This is a genomic window from Blochmannia endosymbiont of Camponotus sp. (assembly GCF_023586085.1).
Taxonomy (GTDB): Bacteria; Pseudomonadota; Gammaproteobacteria; order Enterobacterales; family Enterobacteriaceae; genus Blochmanniella.
In genome coordinates this window covers 338,304-361,768 of the sequence record NZ_CP097757.1, presented here as the reverse complement: position 1 = coordinate 361,768, position 23,465 = coordinate 338,304, and the positions used below count along the sequence as shown (strand labels likewise).

17 protein-coding genes are annotated in these 23,465 nt (G+C 29.9%); 9 read left to right on the top strand and 8 right to left on the bottom strand.

Translation table 11 applies throughout. The features are described from left to right. Positions 1–3: 3 nt before the first annotated feature. From mraY to rsmH, 6 genes are all read right to left on the bottom strand, one after another. Entirely contained in the window at positions 4–1,092 is a 1,089-nt protein-coding gene (mraY, locus tag M9400_RS01475) for a phospho-N-acetylmuramoyl-pentapeptide-transferase (RefSeq protein WP_250232654.1), read from the bottom strand. Next, the gene (gene murF, locus M9400_RS01470) at positions 1,077–2,450 is read right to left on the bottom strand and encodes a UDP-N-acetylmuramoyl-tripeptide--D-alanyl-D-alanine ligase (protein WP_250232653.1); all 1,374 of its coding nucleotides are present in this window, start codon (positions 2,448–2,450) and stop codon (positions 1,077–1,079) included. The genes mraY and murF overlap by 16 nt, the downstream gene beginning before the upstream one ends. Then, a complete protein-coding gene (gene murE, locus M9400_RS01465; protein WP_250232652.1) occupies positions 2,447–3,958 on the bottom strand; it encodes a UDP-N-acetylmuramoyl-L-alanyl-D-glutamate--2,6-diaminopimelate ligase in 1,512 nt (503 codons plus the stop codon). The genes murF and murE overlap by 4 nt, the downstream gene beginning before the upstream one ends. Before the next feature lie 36 nt (positions 3,959–3,994). Continuing rightward, positions 3,995–5,686, bottom strand: a complete 1,692-nt coding sequence (gene ftsI / locus M9400_RS01460) for a peptidoglycan glycosyltransferase FtsI (protein ID WP_250232651.1) — start codon at positions 5,684–5,686, stop codon at positions 3,995–3,997. A gap of 78 nt (positions 5,687–5,764) precedes the next feature. After that, on the bottom strand, positions 5,765–6,079 hold the full coding sequence (gene ftsL, locus M9400_RS01455) for a cell division protein FtsL (protein WP_250232650.1): 315 nt from the start codon (positions 6,077–6,079) through the stop codon (positions 5,765–5,767). Between the two features lie 2 nt (positions 6,080–6,081). Continuing rightward, a complete protein-coding gene (rsmH, locus tag M9400_RS01450) occupies positions 6,082–7,044 on the bottom strand; it encodes a 16S rRNA (cytosine(1402)-N(4))-methyltransferase RsmH (RefSeq protein ID WP_420022273.1) in 963 nt (320 codons plus the stop codon). Between the two features lie 446 nt (positions 7,045–7,490). Here rsmH and leuA point away from each other — a divergent pair, with 446 nt between their 5' ends. The 9 genes from leuA (at position 7,491) to M9400_RS01405 (ending at position 19,415) form a co-directional block, all read left to right on the top strand. Then, positions 7,491–9,044, top strand: coding sequence for a 2-isopropylmalate synthase (gene leuA / locus M9400_RS01445; protein WP_250232649.1), 1,554 nt, complete (start codon positions 7,491–7,493; stop codon positions 9,042–9,044). A 23-nt stretch (positions 9,045–9,067) separates the two neighbouring features. Next, positions 9,068–10,168, top strand: a complete 1,101-nt coding sequence (gene leuB, locus M9400_RS01440) for a 3-isopropylmalate dehydrogenase (RefSeq protein WP_250232648.1) — start codon at positions 9,068–9,070, stop codon at positions 10,166–10,168. A 1-nt stretch (position 10,169) separates the two neighbouring features. Then, positions 10,170–11,564 carry a 3-isopropylmalate dehydratase large subunit gene (gene leuC / locus M9400_RS01435; RefSeq protein WP_250232647.1) on the top strand — a complete coding sequence of 465 codons (1,395 nt, stop codon included), beginning with the start codon at positions 10,170–10,172 and terminating at the stop codon, positions 11,562–11,564. Between the two features lie 22 nt (positions 11,565–11,586). Further along, the gene (leuD, locus tag M9400_RS01430) at positions 11,587–12,198 is read left to right on the top strand and encodes a 3-isopropylmalate dehydratase small subunit (RefSeq protein ID WP_250232646.1); all 612 of its coding nucleotides are present in this window, start codon (positions 11,587–11,589) and stop codon (positions 12,196–12,198) included. 665 nt (positions 12,199–12,863) lie between these two features. Further along, on the top strand, positions 12,864–15,104 hold the full coding sequence (gene lptD / locus M9400_RS01425; RefSeq protein ID WP_250232645.1) for an LPS assembly protein LptD: 2,241 nt from the start codon (positions 12,864–12,866) through the stop codon (positions 15,102–15,104). A gap of 56 nt (positions 15,105–15,160) precedes the next feature. Further along, positions 15,161–16,444, top strand: coding sequence for a SurA N-terminal domain-containing protein (locus M9400_RS01420; RefSeq protein ID WP_250232644.1), 1,284 nt, complete (start codon positions 15,161–15,163; stop codon positions 16,442–16,444). Between the two features lies 1 nt (position 16,445). Continuing rightward, entirely contained in the window at positions 16,446–17,465 is a 1,020-nt protein-coding gene (gene pdxA / locus M9400_RS01415) for a 4-hydroxythreonine-4-phosphate dehydrogenase PdxA (RefSeq protein WP_250232643.1), read from the top strand. Beyond that, positions 17,446–18,249 carry a 16S rRNA (adenine(1518)-N(6)/adenine(1519)-N(6))-dimethyltransferase RsmA gene (rsmA, locus tag M9400_RS01410; RefSeq protein WP_250232642.1) on the top strand — a complete coding sequence of 268 codons (804 nt, stop codon included), beginning with the start codon at positions 17,446–17,448 and terminating at the stop codon, positions 18,247–18,249. The genes pdxA and rsmA overlap by 20 nt, the downstream gene beginning before the upstream one ends. A gap of 338 nt (positions 18,250–18,587) precedes the next feature. Next, the gene (locus M9400_RS01405) at positions 18,588–19,415 is read left to right on the top strand and encodes a symmetrical bis(5'-nucleosyl)-tetraphosphatase (RefSeq protein ID WP_250232641.1); all 828 of its coding nucleotides are present in this window, start codon (positions 18,588–18,590) and stop codon (positions 19,413–19,415) included. A 180-nt stretch (positions 19,416–19,595) separates the two neighbouring features. On the opposite strand, the gene M9400_RS01400 is transcribed toward M9400_RS01405, so the two are convergent. Both M9400_RS01400 and carB read right to left on the bottom strand, forming a co-directional pair. Continuing rightward, entirely contained in the window at positions 19,596–20,090 is a 495-nt protein-coding gene (locus M9400_RS01400; RefSeq protein WP_250232640.1) for a dihydrofolate reductase, read from the bottom strand. Between the two features lie 141 nt (positions 20,091–20,231). Further along, complete coding sequence (gene carB / locus M9400_RS01395) at positions 20,232–23,462, bottom strand: carbamoyl-phosphate synthase large subunit (protein ID WP_250232639.1); 3,231 nt, start codon at positions 23,460–23,462, stop codon at positions 20,232–20,234. Between the last annotated feature and the right edge of the window lie 3 nt (positions 23,463–23,465).

Below are 23,465 nucleotides of genomic sequence, written 5' to 3'. Positions count from 1 at the left end.
TTTTTATTGCCGTATCTTCAAAGTAATTAACCCAAATAAAACCAATATTAATGATATAATCCAAAATCGCACAATAAGCCGAGGTTCTGGACAACCTTTTAATTCAAAATGATGATGAATCGGTGTCATTTTGAATATTCGTTTTCCAAACAATTTAAAATAACTTATTTGCAAGATCACAGATATAGTTTCTATTACAAATACACCGCCCATAATTAATAATAAACACTCTTGACGTAATAATACTGCAATTATTCCAAGCGCACCTCCAAGTGATAAAGAACCTACATCACCCATAAATATTTGAGCTGGGTACGCATTGAACCACAAAAATCCAATACCAGCCCCAATAATGGCAGCGCATATAATTATTAATTCTCCAGAAAGATTAAGGTAAGGAATATGTAAACAATAAGAAAAATATATATCACTAGTTATAGACGCGACTAAAGCTAACCCAGCCGCAATTAATACTACAGGCATGATAGCTAATCCATCTAATCCATCAGATAAATTAACTGAATTACTTGTTCCAACAACGACAAAATACGCTAATAAAATGTACCAAACACCTAATTGTGGCATAAAATTTTTAAAAAATGGTACTACTAATTGTGTAGATACAATATTGTGATCTAAAGCAAACATAGTAATAATCAACGTTAATGCAATTAATGATTGCCAAAAATATTTGTGTAATGCACTTAAACCAGCAGTATTTTTTCTTTTTATTTTTAAAAGATCATCAATTAATCCTAATATTCCATATGTTATTAATATAAATGATACATACCATACATATAAATTAGATAAATCAGCCCACATCATTACCGATATAAAAATAGATAGAAGTATTATAATTCCACCCATAGTAGGCGTATCTTGTTTTTGAATATGTACTTCTGGCCCATCCTCACGTACTATTTGAAAAAAACGTAAATTATGAAATCGTTTAATTATATAAGAACCTATCCCTAAAGAAACAAATAATGCTAACAAAAAACTAGCAATAACCCTAAAAGTTAAATGACAAATAATATTAGAATTAGATGAATATAATACTAATATATGCTTTATTAACCAAAAGAACATTTTTTTTCATCCTTGATAGCATTAATTATTTTTTCCATTTCAAAAACACGAGATCCTTTTACTAACATGCTAACTGATGTATAACTGGATAGAATTTGTTTGATATAAATAATTAATTTACGTTGATTTCTAAAATGTTCTCCCCTCCTACACATTTTGGAAATAAAATAACTGGCGCTGCCTATAGTAAGAATTTTATTGATATTTGTTGTTGCGATTAATTTACCAATATAAGAATGATATTTGATTTCTTTATATTTTCCTAATTCTGACATATCACTAACTACCAATATGCGATAACCTGGCATTGTGCTCAATACGTGAATTGCAGATATCATAGAACCAACATTAGAATTATAAGTATCATCTAATAATAACTTGCTTTTACCTAAAATAATTGGAAATAACCTGCCAGGTAACGGTTTTACGTTTTCCAGTCCAGTAATTACTTCCGATAACCCTGCTCCTACAGAAAATGCAAGAGCGCTAGCAGCTAAAGCATTAGATACATTATGCCTACCCAACATTGGTAGGAATACTGGAGAGGTTCCATATGGGCTATGCAAAAAAAACCGCATTCCCTTTTTTTCAAAAATAATATTACTTGCAAAAAAATCTACACCAACACTAGTATACAAAGAAAAATTCCATATAGATTTTCCTCGCAATATTTTGCGCCACAAATGCAAAGCATGACTATCTGCATTTATAATACCTTTTCCATGTGAATCTAATTCAAAAAAAATCTTCCCTTTCTCTTTTTTTATTTTAGTTAACGATCCAAACCCTAATAAATGTGATGGGTAAATATTATTTACTAAAGCTGAATTAGCAGAAACGATCTTGCTTAATTGCATCAGTTCTCCTGGACGACTCGAGCCTAATTCAATAATTGCAAAATTGTTTCGTTTAGTTAAACGTAATAAAGTAATTGGAACCCCAACTGTATTATTAAAGTTACCTTGTGTTGCTACTGTATCCCCACAATTCTTTAGTATAGACGCGGTCATTTCTTTTACTGATGTTTTACCACTGGACCCAGTTATAGCAACAACCTTTGCTGATACTTGTTGGCGTACCCAACGCGCTAACATTAGTAAAGCATAACGAGTATTAGGTACAATTAATTGAGGAACATCTAAAAACATATAATTATTTACTAATAATGCTTTAGCGCCAGAAGCAATTGCTTGGGCAGCAAAATCATGACCATCAAAACATTTACCTATCAATGCTACGAACATACATTGTTTATAAATAGTATTCGAATTAATAGTAATTGAATCAATAATCAAATCTATGCCAATATGTTTTGCGTTTAAAATTGGCGCTATTTCATGAAGACTAAACGGAATCATGATAAATCGTTTTTTAAAATTTTTTTTATTACGTTTTGATCAGAATGACATATGCAATTATTTCCTATAATTTGGTATTTTTCATGACCTTTTCCAGAAATTAATATGATATCTTCTGAACACGCTTGGGAAATAACAGTTTGTATTGCACTATAACGATTTTTAATAATTTTAATATTTTTTTTTAAATTTTTTAGGCCTATACCATACATAATATCATTTACAATTGATTGTGGTTCTTCAGTACGTGGATTATCATTAGTAATGATAATCTGATCAGCATATTGTTTTGCAATATAACCCATTAAAGCACGTTTACTTGGATCTCTATCGCCTCCGCAACCAAAAACACACCACAATTGGCCATAACAATGCCGCCTAATTGAAATCAGCACTTTTTTTAATGCATCAGGAGTATGTGCATAATCTACGATAATTGTAGGCCGCCCATAGTAACTAAATACCTCCATTCTTCCAATTATAGGTCGTAATTGAGATGATGTATGAACTAATAACGACAAAGGATATCCCAATACCAATAATGTACCTAAAGCTAATAATAAATTATTAACATTAAATTCTCCTAATAATTGACTGTGAATTACCCCACCTCCCCAACTTGAATCAAAAAAAATGTCTGTACAGTGTAAGTAATAATTTACTTTAATCACAGATATCCATTTACCTTTCCAAAAAATCGGTAAATTTCCTGTTATGGTTACTGCAACTGCTTGTGGTAAATAATACAACCATCGATAACCAATAAGATCATCAGCATTTATAACATATTTCTCTACATGTAATTCATTAAATAATCGCCATTTAGACATTAAATATTGTTCCATACTGCCGTGATAATCTAAATGGTCGTGACTTAAATTAGTAAATACAGCAACTTTAAAATGTAAGGCATCTACACGATATTGAGATAATCCATGTGATGATATTTCCATAGCAACAAATACGATTTTATCTTTAATAAATTGATCTAATATTTTTTGAGTATCAATAGCAGAACAAGTTGTATTGTCAGATACGTACAAATTATCTAACATCCCGTTACCTAATGTACCCATCACAGCACTTTTTTCTCCTAACAATTGAACCCAACTAGCTAATAAATGTGTAACAGTAGTTTTCCCATTAGTTCCAGTTACACCAATTAAGTTCAAAAAACGAGATGGATGATTATAAAAGATCCCTGCTATATCAGATAAATGCTGTGATAAATGATTTATACAAACTACAGGTATTTCATTTGTATTATAACTGTATTTTTTAAATATTGTTGTATTATTCCAAGATTCTGACAGAACTGCAGCAGCTCCTTTTTTAATTGCATAATTGATATATAGTCTTCCGTCAGTCCTACAACCTTTGACTGCTATAAACAAATTTCCTAATACAACATCTCGACTATCCAATTGTAACCCTGTTAATATAGGGCAAGCAGAATTATTAGCAACACATGGTAGAAGAAATTTATATAAATTATGTAATTCATGCATGTAATTTTTTATTAAAAAGATTATAGTATTTTTTAATTATTGTAAAAAATCTGGCACAATATTCATTATTTTTAACGTATTACCCATAACTGTACGAAACACTGGCGCAGATACCATACTTCCATAATAATGACCATTTTTAGGATCATTTATGACTACTGCTAAAGCTAATCTAGGATTACTCGCTGGGGCTACTCCAGCAGCACATGCAATATACTTATTAATATATTTTCCATGTGATCCTACTGTCTTGACAGTACCAGTTTTGACTGCAATCCGATATCCTTTAATCGTTTCCTGATAATTACTACCCGATAACGATACGCTTTCCATCATATCTAAAACAGCACGTACTAATGGTCTTGGAAAAACTCGATGTCCTGATGTTAAAGGAGATTCAACTCGTATAATAGAAAGTGGTTTAGATACTCCCATTCCACCGATGGTAGCATAAACTTTAGCCAATTGTAATGGGGTAATCATTAAACCATATCCATAAGAAAATGTGGCTCGTTCTATATCCGACCAACATTTATCGTATGGGTATATTCCGCTACTTTCTCCTATTAATCCTATATTAGTCGCCTTACCCATTCCAAAATTTAAATATGTATTTACTAGAGTTGTTGCAGGCATGGATAGCGCTAATTTAGAAACACCAACATTACTAGATTTTTTCAATATTTCTCCAACAGTTAATTTGTCACGATAAATTACATCCTTGATTTGATGTCCATCAATCGTATAAGGAGATGTATTTACAATAGTACCTGTTGTTATTATGTTGTGTTTTAATGCAGCCATAATCACAATAGGTTTCACTGTTGACCCTGGCTCAAATGCATCAGTAATAGCGCGATTACGCATGACAGATTTGTTAGTAATAGATAAATTATTTGGATTATATGATGGATAATTAGTCATAGCCAAAATTTCTCCGGTATTAATATCTATTAACACTATGCTACCGGATTCTGCCTTATTTATACGTACAGCATTATTTAATTCATGATATGCTAAATATTGTAGACGTTCATCAATACTTAAAACAATATTTTGAGAAGATTGTCCATCTTCTACAGTAGTTTCCTCAATTGTTCTACCAAATCTATCTTTTCGTATCACTTTTGTTCCGCGTTGACCAGATAACCAAGTATTGAAGCTTTTTTCTATACCTTCGATACCTTGACTATCTATATCTGTTATTCCTATTAAATGAGCAGTTGTACGCCCAGCAGGATAATACCGTTTTGATTCTTGTTGTAAATATACTCCCGGTAATTTAAGTTGACTAATACTCTGAGAAACAGAAGGATTTATTTGTCGCGCTAAATAAATAAATCGCCCTGTAGCGTGATTACTAACAAGAGATGATAATTTATCGAATGGTATATTTAATATTTTAGATAACGCTCTCCAACGACAAATCTCAGAGGAAATGCCACCATTTCTATTAATTTTATAAGGATCTATCCAAACAGAATCAGCCGGTATACTAATTGCTAGCAATTGACCCAATCTATCAGTAATAATACCCCGAGGAAATGAGATATGTTGCACACGTAACGAACGCATGTTGCCTTCATTAATTAACTTATTAGAATAAATAACTTGTAAATAAGTCAATCTTAATAGCAAAATAACTAATATAAAAAAAATACAACTATATAATAAGTTAAAACGCTTGTTGCTTAAAATTATTTGGAAATTATAAGGTTTAAACTTCATACAACATATATTAGGTCGTCGTATGATGATATATGATGTTGAATAGTAATTTTTATATATCAACATACATTTATTAAGTCAGTGGAACATTTTATTTTGGGTTGGATCTACATAATGCATTTGTAATTTATTTACAGCGATACGTTCAATACGACTATGATCAGATAATATTTTTTCTTCAAGGATCAAATTTCTCCATTCAGTATCCAAAGTATCTCTTTCTAAAAAAAGTTTTTCGCGATCCATAATCATGGATCTAGTATGATAAGTTACTAAAATCACTAGCATTGCTGACATTAACACTAACAACAATAAAAGTAATTGCTGTTTACCATAAAAAAATAGATCATTATAAATAATATTAATAAGATTATATTGTTTTTTTTTCATCATACTTAAATAATTAATTTTTCAGCACAACGTAATATTGCGCTACGAGCACATGTATTCCTTTTAATTTCTTGTTTTGAAGGCATTAATTTTCCCATATCTTTTAGCTTATATTTACTTTTATATTTACTGAATATTTGACAATCTGTTAATGGAATTTTAGGAGGTATAGGTAAGACACAACTATGATTACGAATAAAATGTTTTACTAAGCGATCTTCTAAAGAATTAAAACTGATTACTACTAATCTTCCTAGTGGAGATAACATCACCAATGAATCTTCTAATACCTGTATTATTTCTTCTAATTCATTATTAATATACATTCTCATTGCTAAAAAACTTTTAGTAGCAGGATGCTTATGCTTGTTACGATAAGGAACAATATCGCAAATTAATTTAGACAAAACAGTAGAACGTGTAATAGGTTTATATCGTCTTGTAGATACAACAACTTTAGCAATAATTTTAGCGAACCTTTCTTCTCCGAAAGTTTTCAATACCCAAGCAATGTTTTCCAATGAAGCTTTCGATAACCACTCAGCAGCAGATTGTCCACCGCTAATATCCATACGCATATCTAAAGGACCGTCTCTCATAAACGAAAATCCTCTATTATCATCATTCAATTGAAATGCACTCACTCCTAAATCCAATAGAATACCATCTACTGACCCAGTAAGGCCCATACTTTTAATATGTTTGTTTATTTTAGAAAATGTACTGTGTATGATTGTGAATCTACTATCTTGTTCAGCTATTATTTTCCCAATTTTTATAGCTAACCAATCTCTATCAATTGCTAGTAGACGGCCTTGTTGAGTTAATTTAGATAAAATTAACTTAGAATGTCCTCCTGCACCAAATGTTCCATCAACATATACTCCTGCTGAATTAATATTCAATGCTTGTATTGCCTCTTCCAACAAGACACTCGTATGATCGCAGTTGGTATAAAATATGCACATAACAATCAAAGTATAAACACGTCACACACGTATATTCAAATTTTTAATAAATATAAAGTATCTGATCATAATAAACTATCAAATATATAATATTCTATGCTGCATTATATTTAGTGTCTATAAAAATATTTAATAATTATAATATATACTTATATCCGTACATTAAGGTATAAGTATATATTATAATTATTTTAAAATGCGCAGAACACGTTATTATTATAATAAATAAAACAATACGAAAATTAACTCTAAAACACTATAATGTTACTATTATAATACTCTACTTCCATAGTATTAGTGGTTGACAAGTAATATTTAATAGATTTAAAATAAGTTTAATGTAATAAATTATTATTTGAATCTGATGTTGTTAATTATCGTTTATACATGATTATAAAACATTATGTATATATTTGTTTTTAACATTCATGAGACATGGATAATCTATGAGTCAACAAGTCATTATTTTTGATACAACTTTACGCGATGGTGAACAATCTTTACAGGCAAGTTTGAACGTAAAGGAAAAGTTACAAATTGCTTTTGCTTTAGAACGATTAGGAGTAGATATTATGGAGGTTGGATTCCCGATATCTTCTCCGGGAGATTTTGAGTCAGTACGCGCAATAGCAAAACAAATAAAAAATAGTTTAGTATGTGCTTTAGCTAGATGTGTTGACAAAGATATTGATATTGCGGCAGAAGCATTAAGAGTTGCTAAAAACTTTCGGATTCATATATTTTTACCTACCTCATCTGTACATATTCAATCTAAATTGAATAAAAACTTTAATCAAATTATAGAAATGACCGTTCATGCAATACATTACGCAAGAAAATACACTGATGATATAGAATTTTCTTGCGAAGATGCCGGACGTACTACTATAGACAATTTGTGTCGTATTGTTGAAATTGCGATTCAATCCGGAGCAAATACAATTAATATTCCTGACACAGTAGGTTATACCACTCCAAGTCAATTTGGCCAAATTATTGCTTCTCTATATAATCGTGTTCCTATCATTGATAAAGCTATTATTTCAGTGCATTGTCATGATGATCTAGGTATGGCAGTAGGTAATGCCATTTCAGCCATACAAGCCGGAGCTAGGCAAATTGAAGGTACTATAAATGGTATTGGTGAACGAGCAGGAAATACTGCACTAGAAGAAGTAATTATGGCTATCAAAGTACGAGAGGATTTATTAAATGTGCACACTAATATTCGTAGTCAAGAAATTTATAGAACTAGTCAAGTAATTAGTCAATTATGCAATATGCCTATTCCAGCCAATAAAGCAATAGTTGGATCAAATGCTTTTTCTCATTCTTCAGGTATTCATCAGGACGGTATATTAAAAAATAGAAGAAATTATGAAATTATGACTCCAGAAAGTATTGGTTTAAAAGATATTAAATTAAATCTTACATCTCGATCTGGGAGAGCGGCAGTAAAATATCATATGCAAGCAATGGGTTATCAAGAAAGTGATTATGACATGGATAAGTTATATGATGTTTTTTTAGAACTTGCAGATAAGAAGGGACAGGTGTTTGATTATGATCTAGAAGCTTTAGCATTTATTAATAATCAACAAGAACAATCAGAATTCTTTAGGTTAAAGTGTTTTAATGTACATTCTAGTTCTTCTGGAATCGCTACTGCTTTAGTCAAATTATATTGTGGAGAAAACATCTGCGCTTATTCGGCAACTGGAAATGGCCCGATAGATGCTATTTATGAAGCATTAACACATATTACAAAATTGTCTATAAATTTAGAAAAATACCAACTTAATGCAAAAGGGCATGGTCGCAATGCATTGGGGCAAGTAGATATTGTTGTGTCATATGAAGGTCGTAATTTTCATGGAGTTGGATTAGATACAGATGTAATAGAATCTTCAGTTAAGGCTATGATCCATGTTTTAAATAACATTTGGCGCGCAAAACAAGTAATAATCCAACGAAAATACTTACAAAAAGATAATCACTAATAAGTTGAAAAACCTAAATATTTATGAACATTAGTTATCGAATTGCAATGTTGCCAGGGGATGGTATTGGGCCAGAAATCACAAAACAAGTTTATAAGGTTTTAAATGTAATAAGGAAAAAATTTAAAATCAATATTATTACTACAGAACACAAAGTAGGAGGAGATGCAATTGATAGTGAAGGCACCCCCTTACCTAATAGCACTTTAAAACATTGTGAACAATCAGATGCTATCCTGCTAGGAGCGGTAGGAGGGCCACAGTGGGCTCATTTGAAAGGACCAAATAGACCAGAACAAGGCGCTTTATTAGCTTTACGAAAACATTTTAATTTATTTGCCAATTTAAGACCTATATATCTTTCTGACACATTAAAGGAGTTATCTCCTTTAAATATAAAAATAATTCCAGATGGAATTGATATTATATGTGTACGTGAATTAATTGGGGGTATTTATTTTGGAAAACCGCAAGGACGTTCAGGTGTAGGTTCACATGAATATGCTTTTGATACTGCCATTTATCATCGATTTGAAATAGAACGCATTGCTAATATTGCTTTTAAATTAGCTCAAATAAGACGTAAGCATGTGTCTTCTGTAGATAAAGCGAATGTGCTCTATACTTCTGTACTATGGAGAGAAGTGGTATCACAGGTTGCAAAAAATTATCCGGATGTTGAATTAGAACATTTATATGTCGATAACGCTAGTATGCAATTAATCAAAAATCCATCTAAGTTTGATATTATTCTATGTTCAAATTTATTTGGTGATATTTTGTCTGATGAATGCGCTATGATAAGTGGATCGATTGGTACACTACCTTCTGCTAGTATTAATGAATGTGACTTTGGTTTATATGAACCCGCTGGAGGATCTGCTCCAGATATTGCAGGTAAAAATATTGCCAATCCTATTGCGCATATTCTTTCCGCTGCATTATTATTCAGATATAGTTTAAAACTAACTCATATCGCAATTGCAATCGAAAAAGCAGTGTCTCAAGCACTAACATTGGGATATCGAACGTTTGATATAGCATCAGGATGCGACAAAAGTATAAGCACTAATGAAATGGGCGATATCATAGCTTCTTTAATTCAAAATAAAAGAGAAAAATAATATGGGAAAATCCTTATACCAAAAAATATATGATATGCATGTCGTATATGAAAATAAAGATGACATTCCAGTATTATATATTGATCGGCATTTATTACATGAAGTCACATCTCCACAAGCTTTTGAAGCATTGCGTTTAAAAAAACGTACAGTTAGACAACCAAATAAAACATTTGCTACTATGGATCATAATGTTCCTACTACAACAACAAATATCAATATTTCTGGAAATATGGCTAAAGCACAATTAGACAGATTAACTAAAAACTGCAAAGATTTTGGAATTCAATTATTTGATTTGGATCATCCTTATCAAGGAATAGTTCATGTATTAGCCCCAGAGCAAGGCATTACATTACCTGGTATGACTATTGTATGTGGAGATTCGCATACTGCTACTCATGGAGCTTTTGGTGCTTTAGCATTTGGAATAGGAACCTCAGAAATAGAACATGTATTAGCGACGCAAACTTTAAAACAAATTCGATACAAATCTATGCAAGTGAACTTATTGGGTGTTATTGCTCCTCAGGTTGCAGCTAAAGATATAATTCTAGCAATTATTGGGAAAATCGGACATGGGGGAGGATCCGGTCATGTAGTAGAATTTTGTGGATCTGTTATCAGTTATTTAAGCATGGAAGAACGTATGACTCTTTGCAATATGGCCATAGAAATGGGTGCAACTTCTGCTTTAATAGCACCAGATAAAATTACTTATGATTATTTAAGAAATCGTAAATTCTCGCCAACTGGGAAAAACTGGGAACAAGCATTGTTACATTGGAAAACATTATATTCCGATCATGATGCCCATTTTGATAAAACATTTAATTTTGATGTATCTAGTGTTAAACCGCAAATAACTTGGGGAACCAATCCTAGTCAAGTAATCTCTATTGATCAACCGATTCCGTCTTTAGAATCTTTTGTAAATCCTATAGAACGCAATTCTGCTGAACGAGCCTTAACTTACATGAAACTCCAACCGAATACTTATTTAACAGATATTTATATTGATAAAGTATTTATAGGATCATGCACTAATTCACGTATTGAAGATTTGCGTGCAGCAGCGCAAATCGTTGAGGGACGTCGCATTTCCAATGGTACACAAGCAATAGTAGTACCTGGGTCTAAATTCGTGAAAAAACAGGCGGAAGAAGAAGGATTGGATAAGATCTTTATACAAGCAGGATTTGAGTGGCGGTTACCTGGTTGTTCTATGTGTTTGGCTATGAATAATGATAGGCTTAATGCAGGTGAGCGTTGTGCTTCTACCAGTAACCGTAATTTTGAAGGTCGTCAAGGTCGTGGGAGTCGCACTCATTTAGTAAGCCCGGCAATGGCTGCAGCTGCAGCCATTGCCGGGCATTTTGTAGATATCCGAAAATAAAACAATATAAGGATATGTATATATGTCTCAGTTTATTCAGCATACTGGTGTAGTTTTACCGCTAGACATTGCCGATGTCGACACTGACAATATAATTCCAAAACAATTTTTACAAACTATTACTCGTGTCAATTTTGGATTGTACTTATTCTTTAATTGGCGCTTTCTTGGAAATACACCTGAAATTTTGAACCCAAGTTTTATACTAAATAAACCATATTATAAAAATGCTAGCATTTTATTAAGTCAAAGAAATTTTGGATGTGGATCATCTCGTGAACATGCAGTATGGGCGCTTATAGATTATGGATTTAGAGTCATCATAGCGCCAAGTTTTGCAGATATCTTTCATAAAAATAGTTTTAACAACCGCTTATTACTCGTAACTTTACCAGAACTACAAGTAAACGATTTATTTAAAGAAATTTCAATACAAAAAAAAGGTATGTCCTTAACTGTAAATTTATATGAACAAATTATTTATACATATGATAATAAAAAAAGATATTTATTTAAAATAAATGATTTTTATAGAAATTGTATGCTTAATAATATAGATGATATTAACTTAACTTTACAGTATGACGCTGCTATTAAGAAATATGAAGACAATCAGCCAGAATATTTAAAATAAACACCTTAAAAATATAAAATACATTATATAGCATTTGTTTATATAAATTTAAAATGGAAATAAAAAGTTAAAAACCATCTAAAATATATAATCCTCGATTATTATGATTTATTTATTTTATATATTGTCTAATTAATAATTAATTTATCTGAATATATAGCAGACATGATGGATCTATTATTGAAAATAAACAGGATTGAAAACACGTTATTTAATATACATAATCAAAAAACTTAAAAATAACTACTATAATTTCGTGTTATCCTGATAGACACGTGTTAATATTTTTTGTTATATGAAAAAAGACAATACATTTTTATAGAATATGAAACATAAAAGTAATATTTGAATATGTAAATAAACATTATGGTTTTAAATTTAAGAATTATTATATATAGTATATATTACTCGTCAAATTTGTAATAAAATATTTCCATAAAGTTATGAAATTAATACGAAGTGTGTATCTAATAATAGCTAAGTAATACATATAAATTTTTTGACTCAATCGAAATTTTTGTCTTTTTTGATAAAACATGCATCAAAATAGCTTGATCGATAGAATTAGGTTTTTTTTAAAAAACATTTTCGTTAATTTTATTGTTTTTATATTCTATACTCAATTTTATTTTTCAACTCATGCGTCTGATTGTATACAAATTCCTATGATCAGAAGTTTTTTCTCTGTTGATCAGCCTATCTATATTCAATCTGACGAATTAGATGTCTATTATCCTAAAAAAATTCTCTTTTCTGGACATGTTAATATTAAACAAGATAATCATATTTTAATGTCTGATAAATTAGTGATCTCACGTGATGAGAAAAATGAATTAGTACATAATACTTTATACGCTTATGGTCATGTAAAGTATTACAGCAATTATGTTAAGTTAACAGGAACTCATGCTTGGATGAATTTTTATAATAAAGATATAGACGTTCATAAGGGCACATATTATATATCAGAACCACATATTTATGGCATAGCAAATTCTATTATGCAACGAGGCAAAAATCGTTACACTATTGTTAAACAGGGAAAGTGTACTTCTTGCATGTTAAGTAAGAATTATTGGAATATAACAGGATCAGAAATGATATATGATCATCATAAACACAATATAGATATTTGGAATGCATGTCTTAAAATTAAAAAAATACCAATGTTTTATATCCCTTATTTATCATTATCTTTACGACAAAATAATACTTTAGGACACTATATACCTAGTATTAAATACAGTAATAAACAAGGATTAGAATTTAAGATACCTTGTCCTATTAATTGCTCAAAATATTATTCAGGAAGTATTGCTCCATGTTACACATCTAACTTAGGGGCAAAATTAGAAACAGAAATACGTTATTTAGTTAAACCAGGAACTGGATTATTAATTTTAGATATCATAGAAAATGATAAAATATATAATGAAAAATTTTATAACGATTATTGTAATAGTAATTGGCAACTATATTGGAAACATAATGGTATCATGAATAAAAAATGGCATTTTTATTCTGATTATGTCTTGACTACAGGTTTTAATAATTATATTGATAATACTAATGTACCGGCATGTATATACTCTAATAATGATTGTATAAATCAAAAAATTTTATGCAATTATAGTGATAAAAATTGGAATACTAGTTTCGCTTACTTTGGTACTACAAATATTAAAACAAAGATTAGCCAAAATAATTATAACTATAGCGCAGCTCCTCAATTAGAATTAAATACCTACTATAGTAATATCAAAGATAAACCATTTAATTTAAAATTATTCAGTCAATTAACTCAATTTATACCTGTAAATTATAATTTACCCAAAACGATCAGAATACATATAGAACCAACTTTAAGCTTACCAATACATAACTGTTGGGGCAGATTTAATACTGAAGCAAAATTGAGAATTACGAATTATCGGCAAAAAAATATTAATTACTATAACAAAACACAATGTATGAAGTATTCTTTGCAAAATACAGTCAATCGCCTTATCCCACAATTTAAAATCAATGGAAAAATGATTCTTAAAAAAAAAACATATGTTTCTAACAAATATAGACATTTCTTGGAGTCAAAACTTCAATATTTATATATACCGTATCGTTTTCAAGAAAACATTGGTATATATGATACCAATATGATTCATATAGATCATAAAAATTTATTTCATGATTCTATCTACAGTGGATTAGATCGTATTTTTCCTGCTAATCAAATTACTGGAGATATAGCAATACGATGTTTTAAGAAAAAAAACGAATTTTTTTATGCGTCTATAGGCCAAATATTAAATTTGGCACAATTTAATACTAAATATCCAAAAACAACCAAATATAGATATCATCTTCCCAATATCAAATTATTTTCGGGAACAAGTCGTTGGAATATTAATAATTATTGGAACACAAGCACTGAAATACAATATGATATGCGGAACCATACCTTATCTTTTGGAACTATGATATTGGAATATATAGGAAAAGACAATCAAGTGCTACAAACACATTATCGATATGTCAACGAACAATATCTTGAAAAAACATTACCAAAGATTAATGAATCAACTTATTATAAAACGATTTCTCAATTAGGTATTCTTACTTGTTATCCATTATTTAATAATTGGAGAATAAGTTGTTCGCATTACCATAACATAAAAACTAATCAACTTATTGATCAAACAATAGGGATACAATATCATACTCCATGTTGGGGGGTTAATATATCTTATGAACGAAAAATTATTGATTGGATCAATCAATCGAATCATCATATATACGATAGTAAAATACGATTAGATATTAAAATATATAATTCTGTATCAGATTTTCAACAACATCTTCATAAGATGTTAAATATCGGTATTTTACCATATCAATATATCTCCTAATCTTGGGTATCCCGGAGGGATTTAGAATTTATACTCACAATATTATTAAATTATTTATGAAATTTTGGAAAACGTTAATTTTAATATTTATAATAAACACAAGCATTGTTTTTGGAGAAATAAAAACAACAGATAAAATTGTAGCATTAGTAAATCATCATATTATACTAGATAGCGATGTTCGAAACAGTATGTATATGATTCTAGATAATATTTTTAATGTTGATAACAATGCGTTACAACATGTAGTATATTATCAACAAATATTAGATCAATTAATTACAGATAAACTCATTTTTCAGGCAGCTACTCAACAAGAGATTACAAATAATTATACTCAACTCAATCAGGTGATTTGTCGTATTTCAAATCTATATGATATGACACTAGACCAGTTTCGTGCATACTTATACAATACTGGTCTAAACTATGAAAAATATTGTACACAACAATATCAAGATATGCTTAAAATCAACATATGTGACCGTGTCACTTATCATCGTGCTAGTATACTCACTAATGAAATAAATAAAGTTGTTAATAAATTAGAAATGATTGATTTTAATAAGCAATTTAAGCTAAGACATATCACATTTTCGTTGCCAATACAACCAACGCAAAACCAAATAAACACAATAGAATGTTTTGCAAGATTGTTAATTAAAAAAAAAGAATTTAATAAAAACAATAGTATTAAAAAGTTAATACGTCTTTATTCTAATAAATATATTCTGCAAATAATTAAAGTACAAGAAACAGAATGGGTTTCGTGGAAGGATATGCCAATTATTTTTGATCAACATTTGAAAAAAATAAAAAAGGGTGATCTTATTGGTCCCATTTTATCTCATGATGGAATACATATTGCAGAAGTACAAGATATACGTTATAAACAACTGATGTTGCCTATTACTAAAATTAAAGCAAAAATATTTGGTGTAAAAGATTCATGTAAAAATGTAAATATAGTAAAACAACTGTTACAGATTAAAGAACTTATTGAAAAAAACAATACTACATTTGATATAATTACTAAAGAAAAATTAAAAAGTATGGGTTTCGATAATTATGAAGAAAATATAATATATAAAGATTTAGATGATTTTGAACCATCCATACGAAGAGCTTTAATTACTTTAAAAAATAATGAAATCAGTATGCCAATGCATATTTATGATGGATGGTATTTGGTTCAGTTAATGGATTTTTCCATATTAGATTACACCGCGATAATACATGAACGTGCTTATTTATATTTGTTAAGTAAAAAATTCAATGAAATTATGAAATATTGGATTCAAGAATTACGATCTTCATCATACATTAAGATCCTTAATTAAAATGATCAAAACAAACAAACAATTCCAACGAATTATCATTACTACCGGAGAACCCGCTGGGATCGGTCCTGATATAATAATCATGAGTGCACAAAAAAAATGGCCTGTAGAGTTAGTTGTATGTGCAGATCCTCATTTGCTATTAGATAGAGCAAATCAAATAAATTTGCCTTTAAAATTACGTGCTTATCATGCTAAAAAGACAGCGTCTCCTTGTATGCCTGGAGAATTATCTATATTAAAAATATTACTTCCAAAAAAATCTGTGCCTGGTCAATTAGATGTTGATAATAACGATTATGTTATTAATACTTTAAAAAGAGCATCACAAGGATGTTTAAGTAAAGAATTTTCAGCATTAGTTACTGGTCCTGTACATAAAGCTATCCTGAATAAAGGAAATATAGCATTTTGTGGGCATACTGAATTTTTATCTCACATAAACAAATGTAAAAAAACTGTCATGATGTTAAGTAATAGTAAATTACGTATTGCATTGGCAACTACTCACATACCTATATTATCTGTTCCAAAAGTAATTACTCAAAAATCTCTTTGTGATACCATCACTATTCTCTCTGAAGGATTAAACCAATACTTTGGTATTTTATGTCCTAAGATTTATGTATGTGGTTTAAATCCTCATGCTGGAGAATCTGGGTATATGGGACAAGAAGAAATTGAAACTATTATACCTGCTCTAAATATTTTAAAAAAAAACACCAATTGTGAAATAATAGGACCTTTATCAGCTGATACAATATTTCAATCAAAATATATACAACATGCAGACGTAATATTAGCTATGTATCATGATCAAGGATTACCTGTATTAAAGTATTCTGGATTTGGTCAATCAGTAAACATTACTTTTGGATTACCTTTTATTAGAACTTCTGTAGATCACGGAACTGCTCTTGAGCTATCTGGTACAGGATCAGCGTTCCCCAATAGTATGATTATGGCTATTACAGTTGCGATCAGTATGGCAAATAAGCTTCATGAAAAAAATATACTATAAAAATCATTTTATACAAAAAAAATGGAGTCAAATCTTTCTTAGTGATCAAAACATTATTAATGCTATTGTTAAATCTATTAATCCTAAAAAATATCAAAAAATAGTAGAAATTGGACCTGGATTAGGCGCATTAACCAAACAAATTTTAAATACTATAGATATTGATTTCTTGATATTAATAGAACGCGATCCCAATTTAGTTAATCGATTAATTCAAATATTTAATAAAAAAATAAAGATTTTTAATCAAGATGTAATGACAATAAATTTTTTTGATTTATCTAACCAAATAGGACAAAAACTACGATTAATAGGAAATTTACCTTATAATATAGCTACAAAATTAATCATATATTTATTCAAGTATGTTAATGTAATTGATGATATGCATTTTATGTTTCAAAAAGAAGTAGGCAGACGAATTTGCGCCGACCCTAATAATAAGGAATACGGAAGATTAAGTATAATAACACAGTATCATTACAAAATTATTCCATTATTTAAAATACCGGCAACTTCTTTTATTCCTATTCCAAAAGTAGAATCTTTAATGATACGCTTCATTCCACATACGAATACTCCTTATCCTATAGTTGACATAAAAAAACTATCTTTACTTACTGAGCTAGCGTTTAGACAAAGACGCAAAACTCTGCGTAACAGCTTATCTATATTTTTTAACCAAACAGAAATAATACGACAAGGAATTAATCCAACATTACGAGCAGAAAATATCACCATTAACCAATATTGTATATTGGCAACTATACTAAATAACAAATAAACTTAATCTAAAATTATATCACTCGATTAGCTAAAACACAATCATGAATGATTGTGTTTTAGCTAATCGAGTGATATAATTTTATTTATGTTGATTATATTTTAGTTACTGAGATCTTTTAGCAGAAGATCTCAGTAACTAAATGGCTCACATAAAGATAGTCACCTTATAATTAATGGCTTCTTTAACAAGAAAATATGTTTTTATTATTTTTATTAATAAATTCATCTTGTAAATTAAATATTTTTCTTAAGAAGATTCGTATCTTCATATAAAGTATAAAACTTATAATAATATATATATTAACGATTTTTTAATAAAAAAATTTATAATCAAAAATGTCTACTTATTTCATTGGAGATGTACATGGATGTTATAAAAACTTAAGAACTATGTTGGATCGAGTGTGTTTTGATCCTAATGTTGATACTTTACATTTAACTGGAGATATAATAGCAAGGGGTCCTAGTTCATTAGAGGTGTTACGTCTAATCCACAATTTTAATTCAAGTGCTCGCCTAGTATTAGGTAATCATGAGTTACATTTATTAAAAACATATTTTGGAATGGATCATAAAAATCATAAAGATTACTTCAATAAAATATTAAATGCTCCCGATTTAGAAGAATTAATGTATTGGCTGCGCCATCAACCTATTCTATACATAGATGAAAATAAGAAAATAATAATGACACATGCGGGCATTAGTCCTAATTGGAATATTTGTGCTGCTAAAAAAAATGCCCAAGAAATAGAAAAAATCCTAGTGAGCGACTATCCTTATTTAATTTTCAAAAATATATATAAAGATGTATCTGCTGATTTACATCAGATTCAGATAAATAAAAAAAAATTAGAACAGATACAAGAATATATTAATGTATTTACCCGAATGCGTTATGTTTATTTAAACGGGCAATTGGATCTTAAATATAAAGGAATACCCAAGAATGCTCCAAAGAATATTTATCCATGGTTTTCTTTAAAAAAATTGATCGATCCTACATATAACATAATTTTCGGCCATTGGGCAGCATTAAAAAACATACAAATTCCCTCTGGAATTTATGGCTTAGATTCCGGCTGTTGTTGGGGTGGTGCACTTACCTTATTGCGATGGGAAAACAAAGAAACTATATGTATACCTTGTAATCCACCTGCTTAATGCTTAAAAATAAGAATTAAAATTTTGAAAATTTTATTATAAATATTTCATATAAACTAAAATAGATTAACAATTCTGTTCGATCCGTCGTTCTCTTTAAAAAAGAGAACTTATTAAGCTCAAATATATAATTGATTCTATCAACACAAAATGCTTTTATAATTAGCCATAATAGTTTTATTAAAGACGTTCTAAAATTTTAAAATTTAAACAATAGAAAAAATCATCGTTTACTTTATAAAAACTATTGAAAACAGATTTCCATTCTTTTATATCATAATCGGGAAACCAAGCATCACCATCAATATCGATAATACTGTTAACATATGTTAAATATAAACGTTGCGCATAAGGTAAAAAAATATTGTATATTGTGCTTCCTCCAATCACCATAACTTCGTGTGTATCCTTTACCAAAGATAAAGCACAACCTGGATTATTTACCATAAAAACATCATTGCAATTATTTATTGCATTGCGACTTAAAACAATGTTCAATCTATTTAGCAGTGGTTTTTTTCCTATGGATTCAAATGTTTTACGTCCCATAATAATTGGCTTATGCAAAGTATGATACTTAAACCACTTAATATCTATAGGAAAACACCAGGGAATAACATTTTGCTTTCCAATTACATGATTAGTGGTCAATGCAACAATTAAGCTAATAATCATATATAAGAAAAATTTTAATGTGTATTAAATTAAACAAAATATTTTTAAGCAACACTCATCTAATCATGCCAGCAGCATACTTCATTAAGTATGATATACGTCATTTTACAATTACATCTATTTATATGTGATTAATTATAACTAATGTTCTATTTCAGAATGCATATCTTGAATTGATATAACGTGTTCCGTAGTATCAACAGCTAATGATATAGCTGCGGCAAAACTTCCATTTATTGTAGTACCATAATGAATATTATTTTGCAGTGCGATACGACATAGCGATGCAGCATGATTACCGTTAACTCCATTTGTTGCAGTAGTATCTACAATATAACTATATTCACCATTCTTAATTTTTTTATGAATATATGTATTAGCTATATGCACTGGCCTAATCATTTGAGAAATAATGCCAACACTTTCTAACATCTTTGCTGTTTCATATGAAACATCTAACATAAAACCATTTTTAATAAATTTAGTAACTAAATCTATCGCTTTATCTGTATCTTTTTCAGTTAATGATAATAATATATCACCATGTTTTTTAATATAAGATCGACTGCTTACCGTTGCTTTGGCAAATGCTTCCTCAAAAGTACGCCCAATGCCCATTACTTCCCCTGTAGATCTCATCTCTGGTCCTAATTTTGGATTTATGTCAATAAATTTATTAAACGGCAACACTACTTCTTTTACTGAGAAATAAGGAGGAATCACTTCTTTTATAATACCTTGATCAAATAAAGATTGACCAATCATCACTCGAGTCCCGATTTTTGCTAATGCTATACCAGTAGCTTTAGATACGAAAGGAACTGTGCGCGACGCTCTTGGATTAATTTCAATTATATAAATTTCATTTTTTTGTATTGCAAATTGTATATTAACTAAACCTTTTACATTAAATTTAAATGCTAACTTTTTTACTTGATGCCGTATCTTATCTTGAATATTTTTACTTAATGTATAAGCTGGTAAAGAACATGCTGAATCTCCAGAATGTACTCCTGCGTATTCAATATGTTCCATAATTCCTCCAATAAACACCTGTTGTCCATCACAAATAGCATCTACATCTACTTCAATTGCATTTTCTAAAAAATGATCTAATAAAACTGGAGCATTATTAGATACTTTAACAGCATTTTTAAAATAGCATAATAATTCTTTTTTGTTATATACTATTTCCATAGCTCTACCTCCTAAAACATAAGAAGGTCTAACTACCATAGGATACCCTATAATTTTAGCATTTTTTAAAGCTGATTCTAATGATGTAACGGTAACATTTTTAGGTTGTTGTAGTTCTAAACATTTTATTGAACGCTGAAATCGTTCTCTATTTTCTGCTTGATCAATTGCATCTGGACTAGTACCTATAATAGATACCCCAGCTGCCTCCATTGCTTTAGCTAATTTTAATGGAGTTTGTCCTCCGTATTGAACAATTACACCTGTTGGTTTAGTAATGCGTACTATTTCTAAAATGTCTTCTAAAGTAATTGGTTCAAAATAAAGCATATCTGATATATCATAGTCAGTAGAAACAGTCTCGGGATTACAATTTACCATGATTACGTTATATCCGCTTTCACGCAATGCTAATGCTGCATGAACACAGCAGTAATCAAATTCAATACCTTGCCCAATACGATTGGGCCCGCCTCCTAATATCATGATAGTTTTATTACTTTGATTGAATTGGAATTCACACTCACCATCATAAGTAGAATACATATAAGAAGTATCAGTAGAAAATTCTGCCGCACAAGCATCTACATGTTTATATACAGGATGTATATCATATATAAATCTTAGTGCGCGAATTTTATTTTCTGATACACCTATCAATTTCCCTAATCTTGCGTCAGAAAATCCTTTCTTCTTAAGAAAATATAAACGATTTCTGTTAAGGTATGATATGCCAGTAGATATTACATCATTTTCTAATTGTATTAATTCTTCAATTTGAGCTAAAAACCAACGATCGATATTAGTTAAATAAAAAATTTGTTCTAAAGATATTCCATATCGGAAAGCATCAGCAATGTACCATATTCTGTTACTACTAGCATTTCTTAATTCATATTTAATAATATTAAATGCTTTAGGATGATCTAAATTAATTTTGGAATCCAGTCCTGTTACTCCTATTTCTAGTCCACGAATTGCTTTTTGTAAAGATTCTTGTTGACTACGGCCAATCGCCATAACTTCGCCTATTGATTTCATTTGAGTTGTCAATCTATTATTGCGTTTCCCTGGAAATTTTTCAAAATCAAAACGTGGAATTTTAGTTACTACATAATCTATAGATGGCTCAAAAGATGCAGGAATGCATCCATTTGTAATATCATTTGACAGTTCATCTAGAGTATATCCTACTGCTAGTTTAGTAGCTATTTTGGCTATAGGAAATCCAGTTGCTTTTGAAGCTAATGCTGATGACCGTGATACTCTCGGATTCATTTCAACGACAACAAGTCTTCCATTATTTGGATTCACTGCAAATTGTACGTTAGCTCCACCAGTCTCTACTCCAATTTCACGTAATACCATTATTGAAGCATTTCTCATAACCTGATATTCTTTATCAGTTAAAGTTTGAGCTGGCGCTACAGTAATAGAATCACCAGTATGAATACCCATGGGATCAACGTTTTCTATGGAGCATACGATTATACAATTGTCTTTAATATCACGAATTACTTCCATTTCATATTCTTTCCAACCGATTAAAGATTCATCGATTAAAAGTTCATGATTGGGAGATAAACTTAATCCATATCTGCAAAGCTTTTTAAATTCTTCTTCAGTATAAGCAACACCTCCCCCGTTCCCTCCTAAAGTAAAAGAAGGACGAATAACACAAGGTAGTCCAATTTTTTCTAAAGTTATCATAGCTTCACTTATATCACGCGCAATTTCAGATTGAGCTGTATCTAAACCAATTTTTTTCATAGATTCTCGAAATTTTTGGCGATCTTCTGCTTTATAAATCGAGTCTATCGTTGCCCCAATAGTTATGATATTAAATTTTCTTAAAATTCCGTGGTGTTCTAAATCTAAAGCGCAATTCAAAGCAGTTTGTCCTCCCATAGTTGGAAGTAGCGCATCTGGACGTTCTTTTTCAATAATTTTAGATATTATCTCCCATTGAATTGCTTCAATATAAGTTGCGTCAGCCATATCAGGATCTGTCATAATTGTAGCAGGATTAGAGTTTACTAAAATAAGACGATATCCCTCTTCACGTAATGCTTTGCAAGCTTGTGCTCCAGAGTAATCAAATTCACAGGCTTGCCCGATAATAATTGGACCAGCCCCCAATAGCAAAATGCTTTGTATATCGGTTCTTTTTGGCACGTT